The sequence below is a fragment of the Microcoleus sp. CAWBG27 genome (assembly GCF_020883145.1).
Lineage (GTDB): Bacteria > Cyanobacteriota > Cyanobacteriia > Cyanobacteriales > Microcoleaceae > Microcoleus.
Map to the genome: position 1 here is coordinate 1 of NZ_JAHREU010000069.1, position 18,403 is coordinate 18,403.

At 43.8% G+C, this 18,403-nt stretch carries 7 protein-coding genes and 1 CRISPR repeat array; of the genes, 6 read left to right on the plus strand and 1 reads right to left on the minus strand.

Going from position 1 to position 18,403, the window contains the following annotated elements; translation table 11 throughout:
* Positions 1 to 426: 426 nt before the first annotated feature.
* The 3 genes from QZ938_RS27200 (at position 427) to QZ938_RS27210 (ending at position 4,617) form a co-directional block, all read left to right on the plus strand.
* Positions 427 to 1,326: a trypsin-like serine protease gene (locus tag QZ938_RS27200; protein WP_293354691.1), complete on the plus strand. Its 900-nt coding sequence runs from the start codon at positions 427 to 429 to the stop codon at positions 1,324 to 1,326.
* A gap of 154 nt (positions 1,327 to 1,480) precedes the next feature.
* A complete protein-coding gene (locus tag QZ938_RS27205) occupies positions 1,481 to 2,074 on the plus strand; it encodes a Uma2 family endonuclease (protein ID WP_293354694.1) in 594 nt (197 codons plus the stop codon).
* Between the two features lie 151 nt (positions 2,075 to 2,225).
* Positions 2,226 to 3,194: a CRISPR direct-repeat array (repeat unit 37 nt; unit sequence GTTTCAATCCCTGATAGGGATTTAGGTATTTTGCGGC).
* 361 nt (positions 3,195 to 3,555) lie between these two features.
* Complete coding sequence (locus tag QZ938_RS27210) at positions 3,556 to 4,617, plus strand: mannose-1-phosphate guanylyltransferase (RefSeq protein ID WP_293354688.1); 1,062 nt, start codon at positions 3,556 to 3,558, stop codon at positions 4,615 to 4,617.
* Positions 4,618 to 4,748: 131 nt separating this feature from the next.
* On the opposite strand, the gene QZ938_RS27215 is transcribed toward QZ938_RS27210, so the two are convergent.
* On the minus strand, positions 4,749 to 5,333 hold the full coding sequence (locus tag QZ938_RS27215) for a Uma2 family endonuclease (protein WP_293341773.1): 585 nt from the start codon (positions 5,331 to 5,333) through the stop codon (positions 4,749 to 4,751).
* Between the two features lie 353 nt (positions 5,334 to 5,686).
* Between QZ938_RS27215 and QZ938_RS27220 the strand changes: the two genes are divergently transcribed.
* The 3 genes from QZ938_RS27220 (at position 5,687) to QZ938_RS27230 (ending at position 18,112) form a co-directional block, all read left to right on the plus strand.
* Positions 5,687 to 7,339, plus strand: a complete 1,653-nt coding sequence (locus QZ938_RS27220; protein WP_293354685.1) for an AarF/ABC1/UbiB kinase family protein — start codon at positions 5,687 to 5,689, stop codon at positions 7,337 to 7,339.
* Positions 7,340 to 7,448: 109 nt separating this feature from the next.
* Positions 7,449 to 10,760 carry a helicase-related protein gene (locus QZ938_RS27225; protein ID WP_293354682.1) on the plus strand — a complete coding sequence of 1,104 codons (3,312 nt, stop codon included), beginning with the start codon at positions 7,449 to 7,451 and terminating at the stop codon, positions 10,758 to 10,760.
* Positions 10,757 to 18,112, plus strand: a complete 7,356-nt coding sequence (locus QZ938_RS27230) for a sigma-70 family RNA polymerase sigma factor (protein ID WP_293354697.1) — start codon at positions 10,757 to 10,759, stop codon at positions 18,110 to 18,112. Before QZ938_RS27225 ends, QZ938_RS27230 begins: the two co-directional genes overlap by 4 nt.
* Positions 18,113 to 18,403 lie beyond the last annotated feature (291 nt).

Here is an 18,403-nt window from a genome sequence, read left to right on the forward strand (position 1 = left end):
GAAGATTTGAGTGAGTTACTTTTTGATTTATCTAGTTCAGATAAACCTGTTAAATGCCTCGCATGATGTCAGTCAATAGCCTTCATAGCCTTGATTTAACCTCTCGACAATTAATCCACCCTGCTTGGGAAGGGGGGTTAGGGGGGATCTAGACTTAATCGTCGAACAGTAGTCTCTGAAAAGGTTTGGCGTTAAATTGACACGAAAGGCACGTGCAGTGTCTCGATCGTGGGTAACATTAATTCCGAGGATACTGGATTTAATGTAATACCAATTATCTAAAATTGTGCAACACTCTTCGACCCCCCCTAGCCCCCCCATGAATCAGGGGGGGGACAAGAATACTGTTATTTCGTTAAAAATTGGTATAAGATTTCTCCAATCAATTTAATCTCAAAAATGAAGTCGGCAATCAAAATTTTGTTAATGGCAGTGATAACTGTTTTCTTAGTTTTACAAACAGCAGAAATCGCAAACTCTATAATTAGCGCTTTTGGTGACAGCAGTTCCCGCAAACCTTTAGCTTTAAATCAATATACAGGCGTGGCCTATCTCGAACCGGCTCAATGTACGGGTTCGCTGCTAACAGGAGGAAGGTACATAATAACCGCCGCCCACTGTCTGAATGAAGGGGGAGTTAAGGTGCCTGCGGGAACAGCAATTAAAGCAACTTTTAAATTGCCTAGCGGTGAAATTAGCATTCCCGTCAGCAACTATTACATCCATCCGGGCTGGACTGGTTACGAGTCGGAAGTTGGCAACGATCTTGCTATTTTAAAGCTGAAAAAATTCGCACCGTCAAGTATTGAACAGTACGAAATAAATAGAAGTAAAAATGAATTGGGCAAGATATTTACAAAGGTGGGATACGGATATACTGGTTTAGGTGCGAAGGGGCAAGATGAAAATTCTAATTCGGAGGCGAGAAGATATGGCGGACAGAATCGCTATGATGGTTTAATTGATGTTTTGAAAAATGCTACAGAATCAGATATGTCGGAGTTGGTTTTGGGCGGTCAATTAATCTTTGATTTTGACGATGGAAGCCCGCAACGCGATGCTTTGGGGAGGCATTTTCCGAATTTGCGCGATCGAGGTTTGGGGAAAAATGAGATAGCTACAGCTAGCGGAGATTCCGGCGGGCCTTCGTTTGTGGAGGGGAAGATTGCGGGGATTAGTTCTTGGGGTTACAGCGATCGCGGATTTTTCAAGACAAACATCGCGGATATTGATAATCTGGATGATAACGGCAGTTTTGGGGAAATTTCCGGGGATACGCGGGTGTCGTTTTATGCTGGTTGGATCGATCGCGTAACAAGAAATTAGCGATCGCGATTTTCCGTGCTCATTGGTTCGCAGTCAGGACTTCAGTCTTTATTTTTGGGGACTCAAGTCTTCCCTGACGGTCGATCGCACTTTTGAGCAAATTAAAAAACTAGGGGCTATAATAAAACTAATCTCATTGGCGATCGAATCATCGATGGAAACTTTCACCCTAAATCTACCTGCCGCAGTCGCCTTAACAGACGAACAGTTTTATCAACTGTGTGTTGCTAATGAAGAATGGCGGCTCGAACTAACTGCTGAAGGAGAAATGATTGTTATGCCCCCAACTGGCGGCGAAAGCGGCATCCGAAATTCCGATCTTAACTTAGACCTCGGTTCGTGGAACCGACGAAGTGGATTAGGTAAAGTTTTTGACTCTTCCACAGTCTTTCGATTGCCAAATGGGGCAAAACGTTCTCCCGATGCTTCTTGGGTACTTCGAGAACGTTGGGAAGCTTTATCCGCAGAAGACAAACGCAGGTTTCCTCCCCTGTGTCCCGATTTTGTAATGGAATTAAGATCGCAAAGTGATTCTTTAGAAAAATTGCGATCGAAAATGCTGGATTATCGGGCTAATGGCTGTCGGTTGGGCTGGCTGATTGATCCTCAAACGCCTTTAGTAGAAATCTATCGCTTGTCTCAAGATGTCGAAGTTATTAATTTTACTGTTGACCAACTGCCAACACTTTCTGGTGAAGACGTACTGCCGGGATTTCTCCTCGATCTTACACCTATTTTCAATCTGTGATTCCAAATTCTGGAATCTGGCGAACTACTTTAATTGCGGTCGATGGATCGCACATAATATGACGCGCTATATATTGCGGTAAGGTGCACTAATTTAGGGAATGCGATTTTATAAGTCTCAATATGGCTTTCACTCTCAGCTAGAGCGTTCGCTTTGAATCCCTGATAGGGTTTTAGGTATTTTGCGGCTTGACGAGCCTTACAAACTCGCGATCGTACTTGCGTTTCAAGCCCTAGATGGGGAAATAGGTATTTTGCGGCTCACGATGGGGGTGGCGGTAATCGGCGGGAATTGGGTTTCAATCCCTGATAGGGATTTAGGTATTTTGCGGCTCAAGAGTTAACCAAAGAAAACGCAATCAAATTGATAGTTTCAATCCCTGATAGGGATTTAGGTATTTTGCGGCATGGACGGACAAAAAGTGGGGATTTAGGCACCTAAATGTTTCAATCCCTGATAGGGATTTAGGTATTTTGCGGCATGCCTAGAATTAATCGCAGTCCGCAAAAAAGGAGTTTCAATCCCTGATAGGGATTTAGGTATTTTGCGGCATCCTGACCCGCGAAGGTGTCGATTCTCTCTATGGTTTCAATCCCTGATAGGGATTTAGGTATTTTGCGGCTCGAAGGAAATAGTTGTAATTGGCAAGAAGGTAAGTTTCAATCCCTGATAGGGATTTAGGTATTTTGCGGCAGACTACTGTCTGGGCAAGGTCGGTTGAAGATGAGTTTCAATCCCTGATAGGGATTTAGGTATTTTGCGGCAAATGGCTAAACGATCGACTGGCAAGAGTACAACATCGTTTCAATCCCTGATAGGGATTTAGGTATTTTGCGGCTTTATAACGTGACCATAATGTTGAAGAATCATTTGTTTCAATCCCTGATAGGGATTTAGGTATTTTGCGGCAGTATGGGCAGCACCTCAGTAGGTGGCACTACGGTTTCAATCCCTGATAGGGATTTAGGTATTTTGCGGCTTGATGAAGAAGCTGGTGAGTGCTTTTTAGCGCGTTTCAATCCCTGATAGGGATTTAGGTATTTTGCGGCTCACTGTACCAGTGGTGAAAAACCAAGCAGGCACGTTTCAATCCCTGATAGGGATTTAGGTATTTTGCGGCCGCCCGCTCCAGAAGCCTTGCTGTATTTGGTTTTCAACGTTCAGTTTCGCTAACCTCAAACTAAAGTACCATTTCAGCCTTCGGTCTGTCAATCCCCCTTGATTCATTTTGCCTTGAAATCCTTATCCAGTAAAGACCCTAGCCTTTTCGCTAGGCATTTTAAAAATCGATCGACCTCAAACCCTTGCACTATCTACATTATAGCCGAAAAATTTCATACCCCAATTTTTACACCTACTGGTTAGCGAAATCTCAGCCAAAAACTTTAGCCCGATCGCCCTTAGCACCCACAGACAACCACAATTTCTCCATAATTATAAGCCGTCAGGCAAAATAGATCAGAACCCTTAAACTTCAAACCATGACCAAAACCTTAATTCCCGTAATCCTCGCCGGCGGTAAAGGCGAACGCTTCTGGCCACTCAGCCGCAAACAGCGCCCCAAACAGTTTCTCAGTCTCGACGGTAGCGGCAAAAGTTTGCTGCAAGCCACAGCCGATCGACTATTAACATTAGGTAACGGTTGGGAAGATTTGTGGGTAGTAACATCGGAAATGTTGGCTGCGGGAGTCCGCGAACAGTTGCCGCTACTACCTCCTGAGAATTTGCTGGCGGAACCGGAAGGCCGGGATACTGCGCCCGCAGTGGCTTGGAGTGCGATCGAAATTGCGAAGCGTTACGGTGAGGATGCGGTTGTCGGGTTTTTCCCGGCGGATCACTGGATTGGGGAACCGGAGGAGTTTGTCAAGACTTTGGAAGCGGCGGCGGAGTTGGCGAGAAAGGAAAGTGCGATCGCTACTTTGGGAGTCAAACCGAGTTATGCTTCCACTGGCTACGGCTACATCGAACAAGGCGAAGAAATTGGCAATTTTGGCGGTTTTCCAGCCTATCGCGTGGCTAGATTTACGGAAAAGCCCGATCGCGCCACGGCTGAAGAATTTGTAGCCAGCGGTAAGTTTAGCTGGAATGGCGGAATTTTCGTGTTTCGAGTCGGCACAGTCTTGACAGAATTGCGAAATCATGTGCCAGAGATGATGGCTGCTTTGGAAGCCAAAGGCGCTGCGGCTTACGCAGAGTTACCGAAAATCAGCATCGATTATGCGCTGATGGAGAAGACGCAAAAGGCTTGTGTTTTGCCTGTAGGCTTTAGTTGGGACGATTTGGGTGACTGGAATGCGATCGGCCGTTTGCTGCAAGGAGACAAGCCGAATGTCGAGTTAGCAAAACACATCGGAATTGATACCAAGGACGCTATTTTCTATGCAGCGGATGAGAATGAAGTAATTGTCACCATTGGTTTAGAAGATGTGGTAGTTGTCAGAGATGGGAATGTGACTTTGATTGTGAAAAAGGACAGGACGCAGGAGATAAAACAGGTCATCAAGGTGTTGGGAGAAGATGAGAAGTTGAAAGATTTATTGTAAGGAAACAACAATAGAAAAACAGGTTCGTAGTAAGGACTTTAGTCCTTTCTTTTCCGATTCTATAACAAGGACTAAAGTCCTCACTACGAACCTAGGAAATTTTAGTGACGCAACTCGCATCTGTCAACTATTTACATAATTTCTGCTAAATCCAACACAAAACCCGGCAATACATCTTCCCCTGAGAGTGTAGCAGGATTTTGGAGAATTTCCACATCTTGACCGGGGCGATAAATTTCTACCCGCCGATTTTGCCTGTCAATTAACCAACCCAATCTCGCACCGTTATCTATATATTCTTGCATTTTATCTTGCAGCTTTTTCAACGAATCAGTCTTCGATCGCAACTCGACCACAAAATCGGGACACAAAGGAGCAAAACTGTCTTTTTGTTCGGGAGTTAAAGCATCCCACCGTTCTTTTTTGACCCAAGAGGCATCAGGAGAGCGATCGGCACCATTCGGGAGGGTGAAACCTCCTGAAGAGTCGAAAACAACTCCCTGTTTAGTTTCACTGTTCCAGACTCGGACTTGAGATGTTAAGTCAGCATTACGTCTGCTAGTTTCACTGCCTGTCGGTGCCATAATAATTAATTCCCCTGATGCTGTACGTTCAAATTGATAATCGCGGTTGTTCTGACAAAGCTCAAAAAATTGCTCGTCAGTTAAATTGATGGATAATTCGATCGAGGTTGCAGGAGATTGGATGGCAATCATGTTTTTTATAGGGTTTGAAACACATTTAGAATTTGGCTTGTAATAACTTACTAATTCAAGTCTTTGACACAACTTTTCAACTCAATCAATTTAATCATAAAAATATCGTGTCTGGTTTAACTATAATATTAGCATGAGGATTAATGCCACTGCCAAAAATCGTAGCTTGCGGGGCGGAACGCCATCGCCCTCCCCCACACCCCAAAGTACGCGCGGCGCAGCTATCCCTCTTGGCTGAATCGCGCCCTTTGCGCTATTCCCTCCAAGTTATTCCTCAAGACAATGGTCAGCTTGGTTAACAGCGCTATCCTAGTAAGTGTAGAGTCCTTAAACCCGATCGACCCGGAGGCCACGTGTTCAGCCTAGTTCAAAACACTTCTCGCAAAGGAGAAATTCTAGAGGTCGTCTTCCGCAACGGTTGGGACTACATGAAAAGCCTCCTAACCGGCCGCAAAACCGACGCACCCAGTCTCCCAACTCCCGCAGTTCTCCGCAACATCCTCGTCGAATTAGGCCCAGTATTTGTCAAATTGGGACAATTGCTGAGTACCCGCCCCGACTTGTTACCGGCCGCCTACATCGAAACCCTCTCCACTCTACAAGCCGAAGTGCCGCCCGTACCGTGGTCGGAAGTAGAAGCAATCGTGCGCCTGGAACTCAAACAGTCGATCGAAGAAACCTTCTCCAAATTTAACACTCAAGCAGTTGCCGCAGGTTCGATCGCCCAAACCCACAAAGCTACCTTAAAAGACGGCCGCGAAGTCGCCCTAAAAGTTCAGCGCCCCGGGATTGATATTGTCATCGAACAAGACATCGCCGTGCTCCGAGGTTTGGCAGAACTTGTCATGCTCACAGACTTCGGTCAACAATACGATATTGTAGCCCTAGCCGAAGAATTTGCGATCGCCCTACGTGCAGAATTAGACTTCATTCAAGAAGCCAACTACACCGACGAACTGCGCCGCAATTTATCTAAAAGTAAATGGTTTGACCCAACACAAGTTGTTTTGCCGCAAATTCACTGGGAATTGACTACAAAAAAACTGTTAGTCATGGAGTGGCTGAACGGAGTGCCAATTTTGTTAGGCGATTTGCAAGGAATTGGTCACAAAGGAGATATAAATGCCGAACGCGAAGAAATTACAACACTACTTTGCCGCGTTTTCTTCCAGCAGTTGTACATCGATGGATTCTTCCACGCAGACCCGCATCCCGGCAATTTATTTTATCTCAAAGACGGCCGGATAGCTTTGCTCGACTGCGGTATGGTCGGCAGATTAGACCCGCGCACCCAACAGAATCTGACAGAAATGTTGCTGTCAATTGTCGATTTAGATGCTCAGCGCTGCGCTCAATTAACATTGCAAATGGCAGAATTTGCTCAACCTAAAAGTTTAGCTAATCTCGAAAACGATTTAGCTCGAATGCTGCGTAAGTATTATAATGTCAGCTTGTCGCAAATGAACTTGTCGGAAATTTTTTATGAGGTGCTGGAAATCACCCGCAAAAATAAAATTAGGCTACCCAGCAATCTCGGTTTGTATGCAAAAACTCTCGCTAATTTGGAAGGACTGGCGCGTTCTTTCAATCCCCGATTTAATATTGTAGAGCAGGTAAAACCGCTGATGACTGATATGTTTAGGCGTCAGTTATTGGGAGATGACCCGGTGCAAGCTCTGCTGAGAACAGCCCTCGATTTGAAAAGCTTATCTTTGCAATCTCCGCGACAGGTGGAAGTGCTTTTAGACCGGGTTACTTCCGAAACTTTGAAGTGGAACTTGAGCATCAAAGAACTCGATCCGCTGCGCCGCACTCTGGGGGATTCGGCGAACCGACTTTCTTTTAGTATTGTCGTAGGTTCCCTGATTGTGGGGGCGGCAATTATTTCTTCTAACGCGCAAACTGCTCAGCTATCTTTTTTGAGCAACGGTTTGTTTGGGGCGGCGAGTTTTCTGGGTTTTTGGTTGATTATTAGCATTTTGCGATCGGGTCGTTTGCGGAGTTGATTGCTACAAGATCGGTATATGTTGTGGAACGGGCATCTTGCCCGTTCCGAATAATAATCGTGGAAGATGTAGAATATACCAAAGTGCAACAACCGCATAAAGGTAGGCTATGTCACAGCATGATTCTTCTCTCCCAAAGTCGGCAATTAGAGACAACCGCCACCGCGGAACTGTGGGCGATTTTTTGAAAGCCAAGGTGGAAGAAAACTCAACCCTGTCAATTGTTTCTGCTTACTTTACAATTTATGCTTTTGATGCTTTGAAGGAACAACTTCTAGGTATTAAAAGCTTGAAATTTATGTTTGGGGAACCGCGCTTCATCAAATCCCTTGACCCCAGTAAAACTGATAAAAAGGCGTTCCAAATTGAGGATTCTGGCTTGCAGCTACAGAATCGGTTGCAGCAAAAGCGGGTTGCGAAAGAATGTGCAGAATGGATTGAAAAAAAAGTCCAGATACGGTCAGTCAAGCAATCTAATTTACTGCACGGAAAAATGTATCACATTGCTCATAATGGAAGTGAAAATGCTATTATGGGCAGTTCTAATTTTACCCTGCGGGGACTGGGATTAGGTAAAAATAACAACAATATTGAACTCAATTTAGAAGTAGATAGCAAACGGGATACCCGCGACCTGAAAGCCTGGTTTGATGAACTCTGGAATGATGCCGAACTAATCGAAGATGTCAAACAAGATGTGCTGCTGTACCTAGAGCAACTTTACCAAAATAATTCTCCTGAGTTTATCTACTACAAAACTCTGTTTCATATCTTCGAGACCTTCCTCGATGACCTAGAAAAAAACGATATTCTCAGCGAACAGTTACACTTCTTTAATACAGAAATATGGAAATCTCTATTTGAATTTCAAAAAGACGGAGTTAAGGGAGCTATCAATAAAATCCGACAATATAACGGGTGTATTATTGCTGACAGCGTTGGGTTAGGTAAAACATTTGAAGCTCTAGCGGTGATTAAATATTTTGAACTTCGCAATCAAACAGTTTTGGTTCTTTGTCCCAAAAAACTCCGCAAAAATTGGACTGTATATCTAGCACAGAACAATAGTGAGCTCAATCCTTTGGTTAAAGACCGCTTTAACTATACAGTCTTATCTCACACCGACTTGAGTCGTGACTCTGGTTACTCTGGGGACATTAATTTAGAAAAGATTAATTGGGGTAACTATGACTTGGTAGTTATTGACGAATCGCACAATTTCCGCAACAATCTCAAGAGCAAACGGGACGAATCTGGCAATTTAATTAGAAAGAGCCGTTACGAAAGGTTGATGGATGATATTATCAAGAGCGGTGTCAAAACTCAGGTATTACTCTTATCCGCAACTCCGGTTAACAATGATTTAAAGGATTTGCGGAATCAACTTTATTTTATCACAGAAGGTCGCGACTCTGCGTTTGGGGAATCGCTGGGAATTGCCAGTCTGCGGGATACACTAGCTGATGCTCAACGGAAATTTACCAAGTGGGCAAAGAAAAGTAACGATCGCCAAACTAGCGAACTCCTGGAAGAACTAAGTTCTGCTTTCTTCAAACTGCTTGACGAATTGACGATCGCCCGATCGCGCAAGCACATTCAAAAATACTATAAAGATGCGATCGCCCAATTAGGCGGCTTTCCAGAACGGCTCAAACCCATCTCCGTATTTCCTGAGATTGACCTAAAGGGTGAGTTCATGTCCTACGAACAGCTTAACAGCGAAATTTCTAAATATCAACTCTCGCTATTCAACCCTTCAAAATATGTCCTGCCGCCATACAGTTCGGTGTATGAAAATAAAGGAGTGCGAAATTTCAAACAGAGCGATCGCGAACGCTGTTTAATTGGCATGATGAAAGTCAATTTTCTCAAACGCTTAGAAAGCTCCATCCATTCCTTTGCGCTGACAATGGAGCGCACAATTACCAAAATTGAAGCTCTAGAGACCAAAATTCAAAACTTTCAGCAATTTCAGCAATCTCGTGACGCTAACCAGACAGTTATTATCAGCGATTTGATGGTTGAAGACTTCGACGATGAAGAGTTGCAAGATGCCATGCAAGTAGGTCAAAAGCTGATATTTCAAATGGCGCACCTCGATGTCGAAACGTGGTTAAAAGACTTGAAACGCGACAAGGAACAGCTTAAAAAAATTTACAATTCTGCCCAAAGCATTTCTGTTGAACGCGATGCCAAGCTGGCTGAGTTAAAAGCACTAATCGCCGCGAAAGTCAAGCATCCTACGACTAACAAGCATGGGAAACCAAATCGCAAGGTTTTAGTCTTTACTGCTTTTGCTGATACCGCAGTTTATCTCTACGAAGGATTGCGGGAGTGGGCAACATTAGAATTGAAAATTAACCTAGCTTTGGTGACGGGTGGTTCGGCGGCAAATAAGACTACCTTTGGCAAAAACGAGTTCGATCGCGTCCTGACAAATTTTTCGCCTTTCGCCAAGAAACGCGCTCAAATTCCATCTATGCGGCAAGACGGCGAGATTGACCTATTAATTGCCACAGATTGTATTTCAGAAGGGCAAAATTTACAAGATTGCGATTATCTGATTAACTACGACATCCACTGGAACCCAGTCCGAATTATCCAGCGGTTCGGTAGGTGCGATCGCATTGGCAGCCCCAATTACACCGTACAATTAATTAATTTTTGGCCTACAGAGGACTTGGATCAGTACATTAATCTGAAAAATCGAGTAGAAGCACGGATGGCTTTAGCAGACATGGCTGGTACATTTGAAGATAACCTGCTAGAGGTAAAGGAAATGCAAGAAGTGATTGAGACTGATTTGAAATACCGCGACAAGCAGTTGCTGCGATTGAAAGACGAGGTGCTGGATCTCGAAGATTTCACCGAGAGTGTAGCCCTAACCGAATTCACTCTCGATGATTTCCGAATGGAACTAGCCAAATACATTGAGAGCAACCGCAAACTACTCCAAGATGCGCCTTTAGGACTCTATGCAGTAGTTCCAACTAACTCGGAGTACCCGATAATTGCTCCGGGCGTAATTTTTTGCCTCAAACAGAAAGGCGATTCTCTTGATAATAAAACCGTCAACCCGCTGCAACCATACTTTGTAGTTTACGTGCGGGAAAATAAGGAAGTGCGATTAACTTTTGCTCAACCCAAACAAATACTTGAAATATATCGGTTGCTGTGCGCGGGATGTACTGCTCCCTATGAAGAGTTGTGCAATTTGTTCGACAGACAAACTAATAACGGATTTGATATGAGTTTGTATAACGATTTGCTGAAGCGGGCGGTTGATTCAATTGCAGGTATTTACAACAAGCGGCTCATCGGCAATCTGCTGTCTAGCCGCAGTGCTGTGTTGGTTGAACAAGCGCATCAGGTTAAAGCAACAACTGATTTTGAACTGATTACCTGGCTGGTGATTAAATGAGCATCAGCGAACAACAAGCCAAAACATCTATTAAGCAAGCTTTAAGTAGTTTTACCAAGGGAAAACTAGCCGATAACGCCCGGAATTTGTTCTTTGTTCTTGGCTACCGCAGTGATCTAATTTATGCGCTCGAACCTAATAGTTCGGATAATTTTATTGCAGAATTTGACATAGATCAAAAGCTCAACTCCCAAAAAGCTCTCTTAGAGGAATGGCTGTCGGTTGATTTTCTCTTCCAGTTTACCGGGACAGAAATTGCAGATAATGACCAGTTTGTCGAATTTGATAGTAGCAGCGACGAGAATGCCTTTTTTACTTCCTACTTGTTTTTCGCGATCGCACTGCCGAGGAGCGAGTACACTATAGAACAACTTGACGGGATTGTCCGCGAGATTAATAAAATTTTACCGATTCCCGCGATCGTTCTCTTTCAGCATGGAGAAACTCTGACTTTATCCATTATCAACCGTCGCCAACACAAACGCAATGAATCTGAAGATGTATTAGGAAAAGTCAAACATATTAAAGATATCCCATTCGCCAGTCCGACAAACTCTCATTTAAAAATGCTCTTCAATATTTTTTTGACAGAGTTGCATGAGAATCATGCCTTTAGCAACTTTGACGAATTTCATGCAGCTTGGCATAAAACTATTCCTGACAACATCAAATTTAAAAAAGAGCGCCTATCGTCAGATTCGCTTCGGGTTTACCTGCAAGAAATAGGTCGATTTCCCATACTCAAAGCTTACGAAGAGATTGAACTAGCTCGTATAATTGCTGAGTTAGAATTAGAGGGCAGCCGAAAAGCTAAAGACAAAATGGTAGAGTCTAACTTGCGGCTGGTAGTCTCAATCGCTAAAAGATATCAAAATCGAGGGCTGGATTTATTAGACTTGATTCAGGAGGGAAATCTCGGTTTAATCAAGGCTGTAGAAAAGTTTGATTGCACGATGGGAACCAGGTTTTCTACCCACGCATATTGGTGGATTCGTCAGGCAATTACGCGGGCTATTGCCGATCGATCGCGAACTATCCGCCTACCAGTTCACGTTTATCAAACTATCTCTAAGATTAAGAAAACTACCAAGCAGCTTTCTCAAGAAATCGGCCACAAGCCTACGGAAGAAGAAATCGCGATTAAAATGGAGATAACAATTGCAAAATTGCGCTTTGTTGTTCAATCGGCTAAATCTATCATTTCCTTAGATACTAAAATGGGTGATGATGAAACTTCTACATTGGGAGATTTGATTGAATTCGATGGAGAAACACCAGAAGAAAAAGTATATAAAAAATTGTTTTGCGAAGATTTAGAAAGCGTTTTAGATACTCTAGAACCTCGACAACGTGACATTATTCAGATGCGATTCGGCTTGGATGATGGCCGGGAAAAAACTCTACAGGAAATCGGAAATATATTTGATGTTACCCGCGAGCGGATTCGGCAAATTGAGGGTAAGGCTTTACTAAGATTGCGCCATCCAAACCGCAACAGCATTTTAAAAGATTATATTCGCCCGACAGCAATTTACGAAACTCAGACAAAAAGACCGATCGCCCAACCGATGCAGCTCAGACGGTTCAACATCTCAGAAAACTTGTCTCCCAGCCATTGCGACACTTTCTTACAGGAGCCTGTTCATGATAAAATAGTTGAAACAGCTAATACGGTAGAACCATTAATTCCTTTTGACAATTTCATAGAAAAATCAAATATAGAACAAAAAAAGTTGGCTCAAACTTACCTGTCGAGTGCAGATGAAAATGAAAACAATCTCACTTATGCAAATTTGAACGAGCATAATTTCCACATTGCCGAACTGACAGAAAATGACTTAAATGGAGCGATTAAACCGATGAAACAAAATTCAGCAGACTTACTCAGAGAACTCACCGCACTAGAAGATGTTTTTTCCCAATTAGAGAAACGGCTGTCAGAGGCAAGTCGAAAGTTGCTAGATCCTGGTATACCTATATCTCAAAAGCTGATTCAAGAACTGGATGAGTCCCATAAAAAGTTTATTCAGCTTCGCGACAAGGTGCTAGAACTGGCTGAATCTTTGGCAGTATCGACAACGCTGAAAGTTGAGGAAATTGGTTCTTTAGCAGATATCAAGTCTGTACTCGATCGTGTGGATTTTGCCGAGAAGCAAAAAAGTGCGATCGCCCTTGTCCGCGACTCTGCTTTGAGGGTGCTGGAACGAATTTTAGCGATCGCCCATCGAGTAGAGAGCAATTTTCAGTCATTGCTGGAATGTCAGGAAAAAGCCCGCGAACTTCAACGCGCTATCTCCGAATCTCAGGAGTCTGACTTGCATCCCGACACCCAACTCTTGGCTGACGGCAATCATCCATTCTGCAAACTGCTAACACTAATTGCAGAATGGGAAGCAGCAGATGATGAGCATTTGGCTTCTTTACAGGATGCCGTAGCAGAATCATTTGGAAGAACTCTGGCGATGGCAGCAGTCAGAGGTAAACTGATTATTCAGGCGGAAGCAATACCAGATTTCCCTGCTGTTTCTACTAACAATAATTTAGAGGAAACTTCCTTAGTTGATGAGCCAGAATCTGAAACTGTGCTTATTGTCGAACAACCACCCGCAGCAGAGTTGAAATCGGTATTGACAGATGAGGCGATCGCGCAGCCAACCGCTGAAAATATCCCTAATCTTCCACCAACAGAACCGCCCACCTCAACTCAGATTAATCAGCAAGATTCGGAAAATAAGCAAGGAAAAGAAGTAGAAAATCAGGGTAATAAAAAAAGAGAACAAAAACAGCCTCTTTACAGCTCATCGCACAATGATACCGCTCAAAAAATCGCTCAATCCATCTTGGATGACCCCGATCTAGAACGCCCAGCAGTTCTGCGCGACTTAGTTTGGCGGCTGATTCTAGAACAAAAACTCAGCCTTGCCTTTCATTTAGCTCGCTGCTTTGAAAAACAATACTCCAACTTCGAGCCGCACCTGCCACCGCAGTTAATTCGAGCAGTATTGCTAGGACAAAACCTCCGCTATGACGTAGGATATGGAAAACTTGCAAATCTGCTTAAAGATGACTTCACCAGTTACACCGCCAGCTATTCATTACCAGACAAAAGTGAATGGAATCAAGCTGCAAGCTTGCTCTTGGCCGCAGCAGCAATGCGACCGTCTTTACTAGCGCCCAATACTGGTGCGAAGCACCTTCTCCAGCAGCTTCATTTCGGTAAAGCTGGACTTGCAAAACTATACGATTATTGCGAAATAATAGCTAAATACGGCGATGGTCAGCGGGCTCTGGATATCAAAGCCATCAAGAAAGCTAAAGACCAAGCAGACGTACAAAAATCTTTAGACGAATTGCATCAAAATATCGAAGCTTGGTGGTTTCAAGCACAGAAAAAAGATATGATTTACCCGCCGGCGAAGAAGGTGTGGCAAGATTGGTTGAAGCCTGACGAACTGATTCACTCTTTAGTATTTCCTGTACTTCAAAAAGATTTGAGTAAACTTTCAGCAATCAAGCAGAAAGTCAATCAATTGTCTGACGAATCTCAGATCGACTCTGAAATTGAGAAGACCGATCGTAAAATTCGCAGCAGTCGCCGTGACTCCATGATGGGGAAAGCCGTGATTCAGTTTCGCGATCGCGTTCGTGAACCTGTTGAGTTGGTGCGAAAGTGGATTGAAATTCAGGAATCGCGCTTAGATCGAAGAGACAATTATCTTCAGAAAGAAGCCAAACAGTTAAAAGAAGATATTGAGAAACTTCAAAATACTGTTATTAAAGAATTGGATGCTTTTGAGGAAACAAAACCTCCAGTGTTTATTTTAGCTGGTATTGCCTGTTGCCGAAAAGCTGTCAAAGATATCGGCAATCTCTTCGATCCAGATACTGAATTGCCTACCGCAGAACCTTACCCAAGACATATCCTGCACGCGGAGCTGTTGAGAATGCCATCTCTGTCGATCGACGATGACTGGGAACTGGATACTGCTAATTCTGAAGCGGGTATAAAGGGAATTTTGGAGTTAGTCAAAAATGACATTTGGGATTGGCAAAAAGCATTCGATATGCAGAGTTATATCTGTAGTTCAACAACTGTGGGAAATCACGAGGCTACGGCGCAAATCATCGAATACCTCGAACACAATCCCGAATTAACATTAGACCTCGCTCAGCTAAAGGACGAACGAAATAATCGGATTGAAGAGTGCCAAGGAATTTTGCAGGAGCAGGTCGAGACTACTAGCAAACAGCTCGAAAGAGCCGTAGCTTTTGGTTTGCTAAGAGAAACAGATAGAACTGCTTATGCAGCACAGATTGAAAGCATTAAAAATGCTTTGGAAACAACCAGGCGGTTTTCTGAAAAAATTGAGCTGCTTCGGGCGATCGATGAAGGAATTAATGCCAAGCGCCAGGAACAGATCGATCGAGTGTCGGAGCAATTAGAGAGTCTTCAGCAAACAGGTATAGCAGATGCCGATCGTACCAGAATTTGCAGTGTATTGGAGCAAGGCGATATCCTGACGGCCGAGGAATATATAGATATGCTGAAAAAGGGGCGATCGCTTCCTGAACCAGAAAAAAAGAGAGAGGCTTTTAAAGACTTCTTCGAGCATGATCAGTATACTGCGATCGAAAAAGTCCTTCAGGATTACAAAAAGCAAGAGCTAATTGCAGACATTTCCAAAGGGAAAAATATCGCCAAAATCCAGATGCCGCAGGGGGCCCAAGCCAAAAAAGCCGCTGAAATGCTCGACGCTTGGTTGGCAGCTAAGGGCAGAAATCAAGTCACAGAGAAAGATGCTAACCAAATTCTCAGCAACCTCGGTTTTCACATCAAATCTGTTACCGTCAAAAAATTAGGGAACTATACCTGGATTGACGTTAATTCTGAGCCGATATTTGACCAAAATCGCTGTCCTGTGTCTGCCTATGGTTCAGCCGCGAACGGTCATTACCGCATTCTTTGCGTATGGGATAGACCGAACGAACAGGATCTCCTCAATGCAGTTGGAGAAACTGCTCTGGGAGAGCCAGTATTCGTCTTTCATTTTGGGCGAATGACCGTCAAGAGACGCCGAGATTTGGCTGATTTGTGTCGGCAGCGTCGGAGCACTTTCATTGTTATAGATGATGTGCTGATGCTCTACCTTTGCGGAGAACAAAAAACACGCCTACCTGTATTGTTTGATTGTACCTTACCCTTTACTTTCCTGGAACCGTATAAAACCGCAGCAGGAGAAGTTCCGCCTGAGATGTTTTACGGGCGAGTACGAGAACGGGAATCTATAATCAATCCCGAAGGTTCTTGTTTAATTTATGGAGGCCGCCAGTTAGGTAAAACGGTTTTGCTTAAGTATGTACAGCGGACTTTTCACGCCACCGACGCGGGAAGGAACGCCCTATTTTTGGATATTAAAGAAATTGGGCGCAAGCAACAGTTAGATAAAATTTGGCATCTACTAAACGAAGAATTGGATCAATTGCAAATTCCCGATACCAACCGGCGCAATTCCGTCCGCGAAAGCAGCTTGCAGCGGATTAAAAGTTGGCTGGAATTCGACACGCAGCGGCGCTTTTTGCTGTTGTTGGATGAGGCTGATAATTTCCTGGAAGCTGATGGTAAGGAGGATTTCCCGCGCTGCGATGAGTTCAGAAAATTAATGACGGAAACTCACCGACGTTTTAAGGTGGTCTTTGCTGGATTGCACAACGTTCTGAGAACCACCAGACAAGCAAACCATCCCCTGGCTCACTTTGGCACGCCGATCTGCATTGGGCCTTTGCTGAATAATGGTGAAATGCGAGCCGCAACAGCTTTGGTAGAACGTCCGCTGGCTAGTCTTGGCTATCATTTTGAATCGGAAGATTTAATCCAGCGCATTCTGTGGCAGACTAACTATTATCCGAGCTTGATTCAACTTTATTGCGAGCAGTTACTCAAGCACATCACTAGCCCAGATGTCCCTACTTTCGATCCTAAAATTAGCCCGCCTTACGCGATCGCTTCTCGCCATGTAGAAGAAGCTTATCAAAGTCAAGACCTTCGCAAAAATATTCGCGATCGCTTTAAGTTGACACTGGGACTAGATCCGCGCTACGAAGTAATTGCCTACTCGATTGCTCATGGCTCTCAGGAGAATGAAACAGGTATGGAGGATGGGTTTTCTGTATCTTGGATTCGCGAACAAGTCTTGTATTGGTGGTCTGAGGGATTCGTGGGAAGGTCATCGGAAGATGAAATTCTTGCTTTACTAGAAGAAATGGTCGGATTAGGAGTTTTACGAGAAACCGATGCAGGTTACTTCACTCTGAGAAGTTCTAATTTAGCCTTGCTTATGGGTACGCAGCGAGAGATTGAAACAGAACTTCTGAGACACCGCGAACCTCAACCTGAATACGAACCTACTACTTTTCGTTCTCCTCTTCTAGTCAACAATAAAGCTGATTCCCGGCGCAGTCCTTTAACTGTTCAACAGGAATCAGATTTGCTGCGCCCGGAGAATCGTGTCTCTATTATATTTGGCTGCCAAGCGGCAGGAATTGACGATTTGAGAGTTTTTATGATGAAAGCAGCATCTAGTAAGAAGGATTGCAAAATTCACTATCACTATTTAGAAAATCTCTCAGATCGATCGGATTTCAGCCAGCGTTTGACGGAAATTATTAACCCTCGTAAAAAAGATATCACGCTCGTTGTTGTATCAGCCACCAACCTTTGGAGTAAGGATTGGGTTGATGAGGCTATTAAGAAAATCAAAAGATTGAAGAAAGAAGACTCGTTTATCCAGCTTGTTTTTGTCGCCGATCCTCAGAAAGCTTGGCAGTTAGTTAATTATAGTTCCACAGGTTTTGATTTATTTAAGGATATGAGATTTTTCAGCCTCAAACCTTGGCACGATGCCGCCCTGCGACATTGGCTGGAAGATACTAATTTGCCCAGCGAACTAGAAGTGAGAAAAAAGATTGCGGCAGTTACAGGAAATTGGTCAAACCTGCTGCAAGAATTCTATCAATTTGCTCAAATTAATCCGCATTGCTGGCAAGATTCCTTGGCCCAACTGAAGAAGCAATTTAATAAATCTGACAAATTAATTAATTCAATGGGTTTTGACGGTTGCGAACCTCAAAGAAAACTGGTGATGAGAACTTTGGCCCAATGGAGAGAAGCAGCAACGGTTGAGGTATTAATTGAGGTTCTTGATGATGTATCGCCTGAAGTTGTCAAGCAGACTCTCAGATGGGCGGATCTCCTCAGTCTCGTCTCGCATTTAGGAAATCAGAAGCAAGACGGTAAGGATTACTGGCAGATTGACCCTGTAGTTGGCCGTCTGCTGGAATCTATGGCAGAGTAATACGCACTTTCTCCTGTGCGATGTACTCAAGCACATCTCTGACTTCAGATAGGCGATCGCCCGCAGCAACTAAGTCTAAACTAGAAACTATAGTTACCTTCAGGTTCGTAGTGGGGACTTTAGTCCCTCTTAATTAAGAACTAAGGACTAAAGTCCTTACTACGAACCTAAGTTAGATTCAGGTTCGTAGTGGGGACTTTAGTCCCTCTTAATTAAGAACTAAGGACTAAAGTCCTTACTACGAACCTAAGTTAGATTCAGGTTTGTAGTCGGGACTTTAGTCCCTCCAAA

Bases quoted from the DNA above. Each gene is read 5' to 3' on its own strand.
- QZ938_RS27210 (WP_293354688.1), top strand. From the start codon at position 3,556: ATGACCAAAACCTTAATTCCCGTAATCCTCGCCGGCGGTAAAGGCGAA.
- QZ938_RS27225 (WP_293354682.1), top strand. From the start codon at position 7,449: ATGTCACAGCATGATTCTTCTCTCCCAAAGTCGGCAATTAGAGACAAC.
- QZ938_RS27215 (WP_293341773.1), bottom strand. From the start codon at position 5,333: ATGATTGCCATCCAATCTCCTGCAACCTCGATCGAATTATCCATCAAT.
- QZ938_RS27200 (WP_293354691.1), top strand. From the start codon at position 427: ATGGCAGTGATAACTGTTTTCTTAGTTTTACAAACAGCAGAAATCGCA.
- QZ938_RS27230 (WP_293354697.1), top strand. From the start codon at position 10,757: ATGAGCATCAGCGAACAACAAGCCAAAACATCTATTAAGCAAGCTTTA.
- QZ938_RS27205 (WP_293354694.1), top strand. From the start codon at position 1,481: ATGGAAACTTTCACCCTAAATCTACCTGCCGCAGTCGCCTTAACAGAC.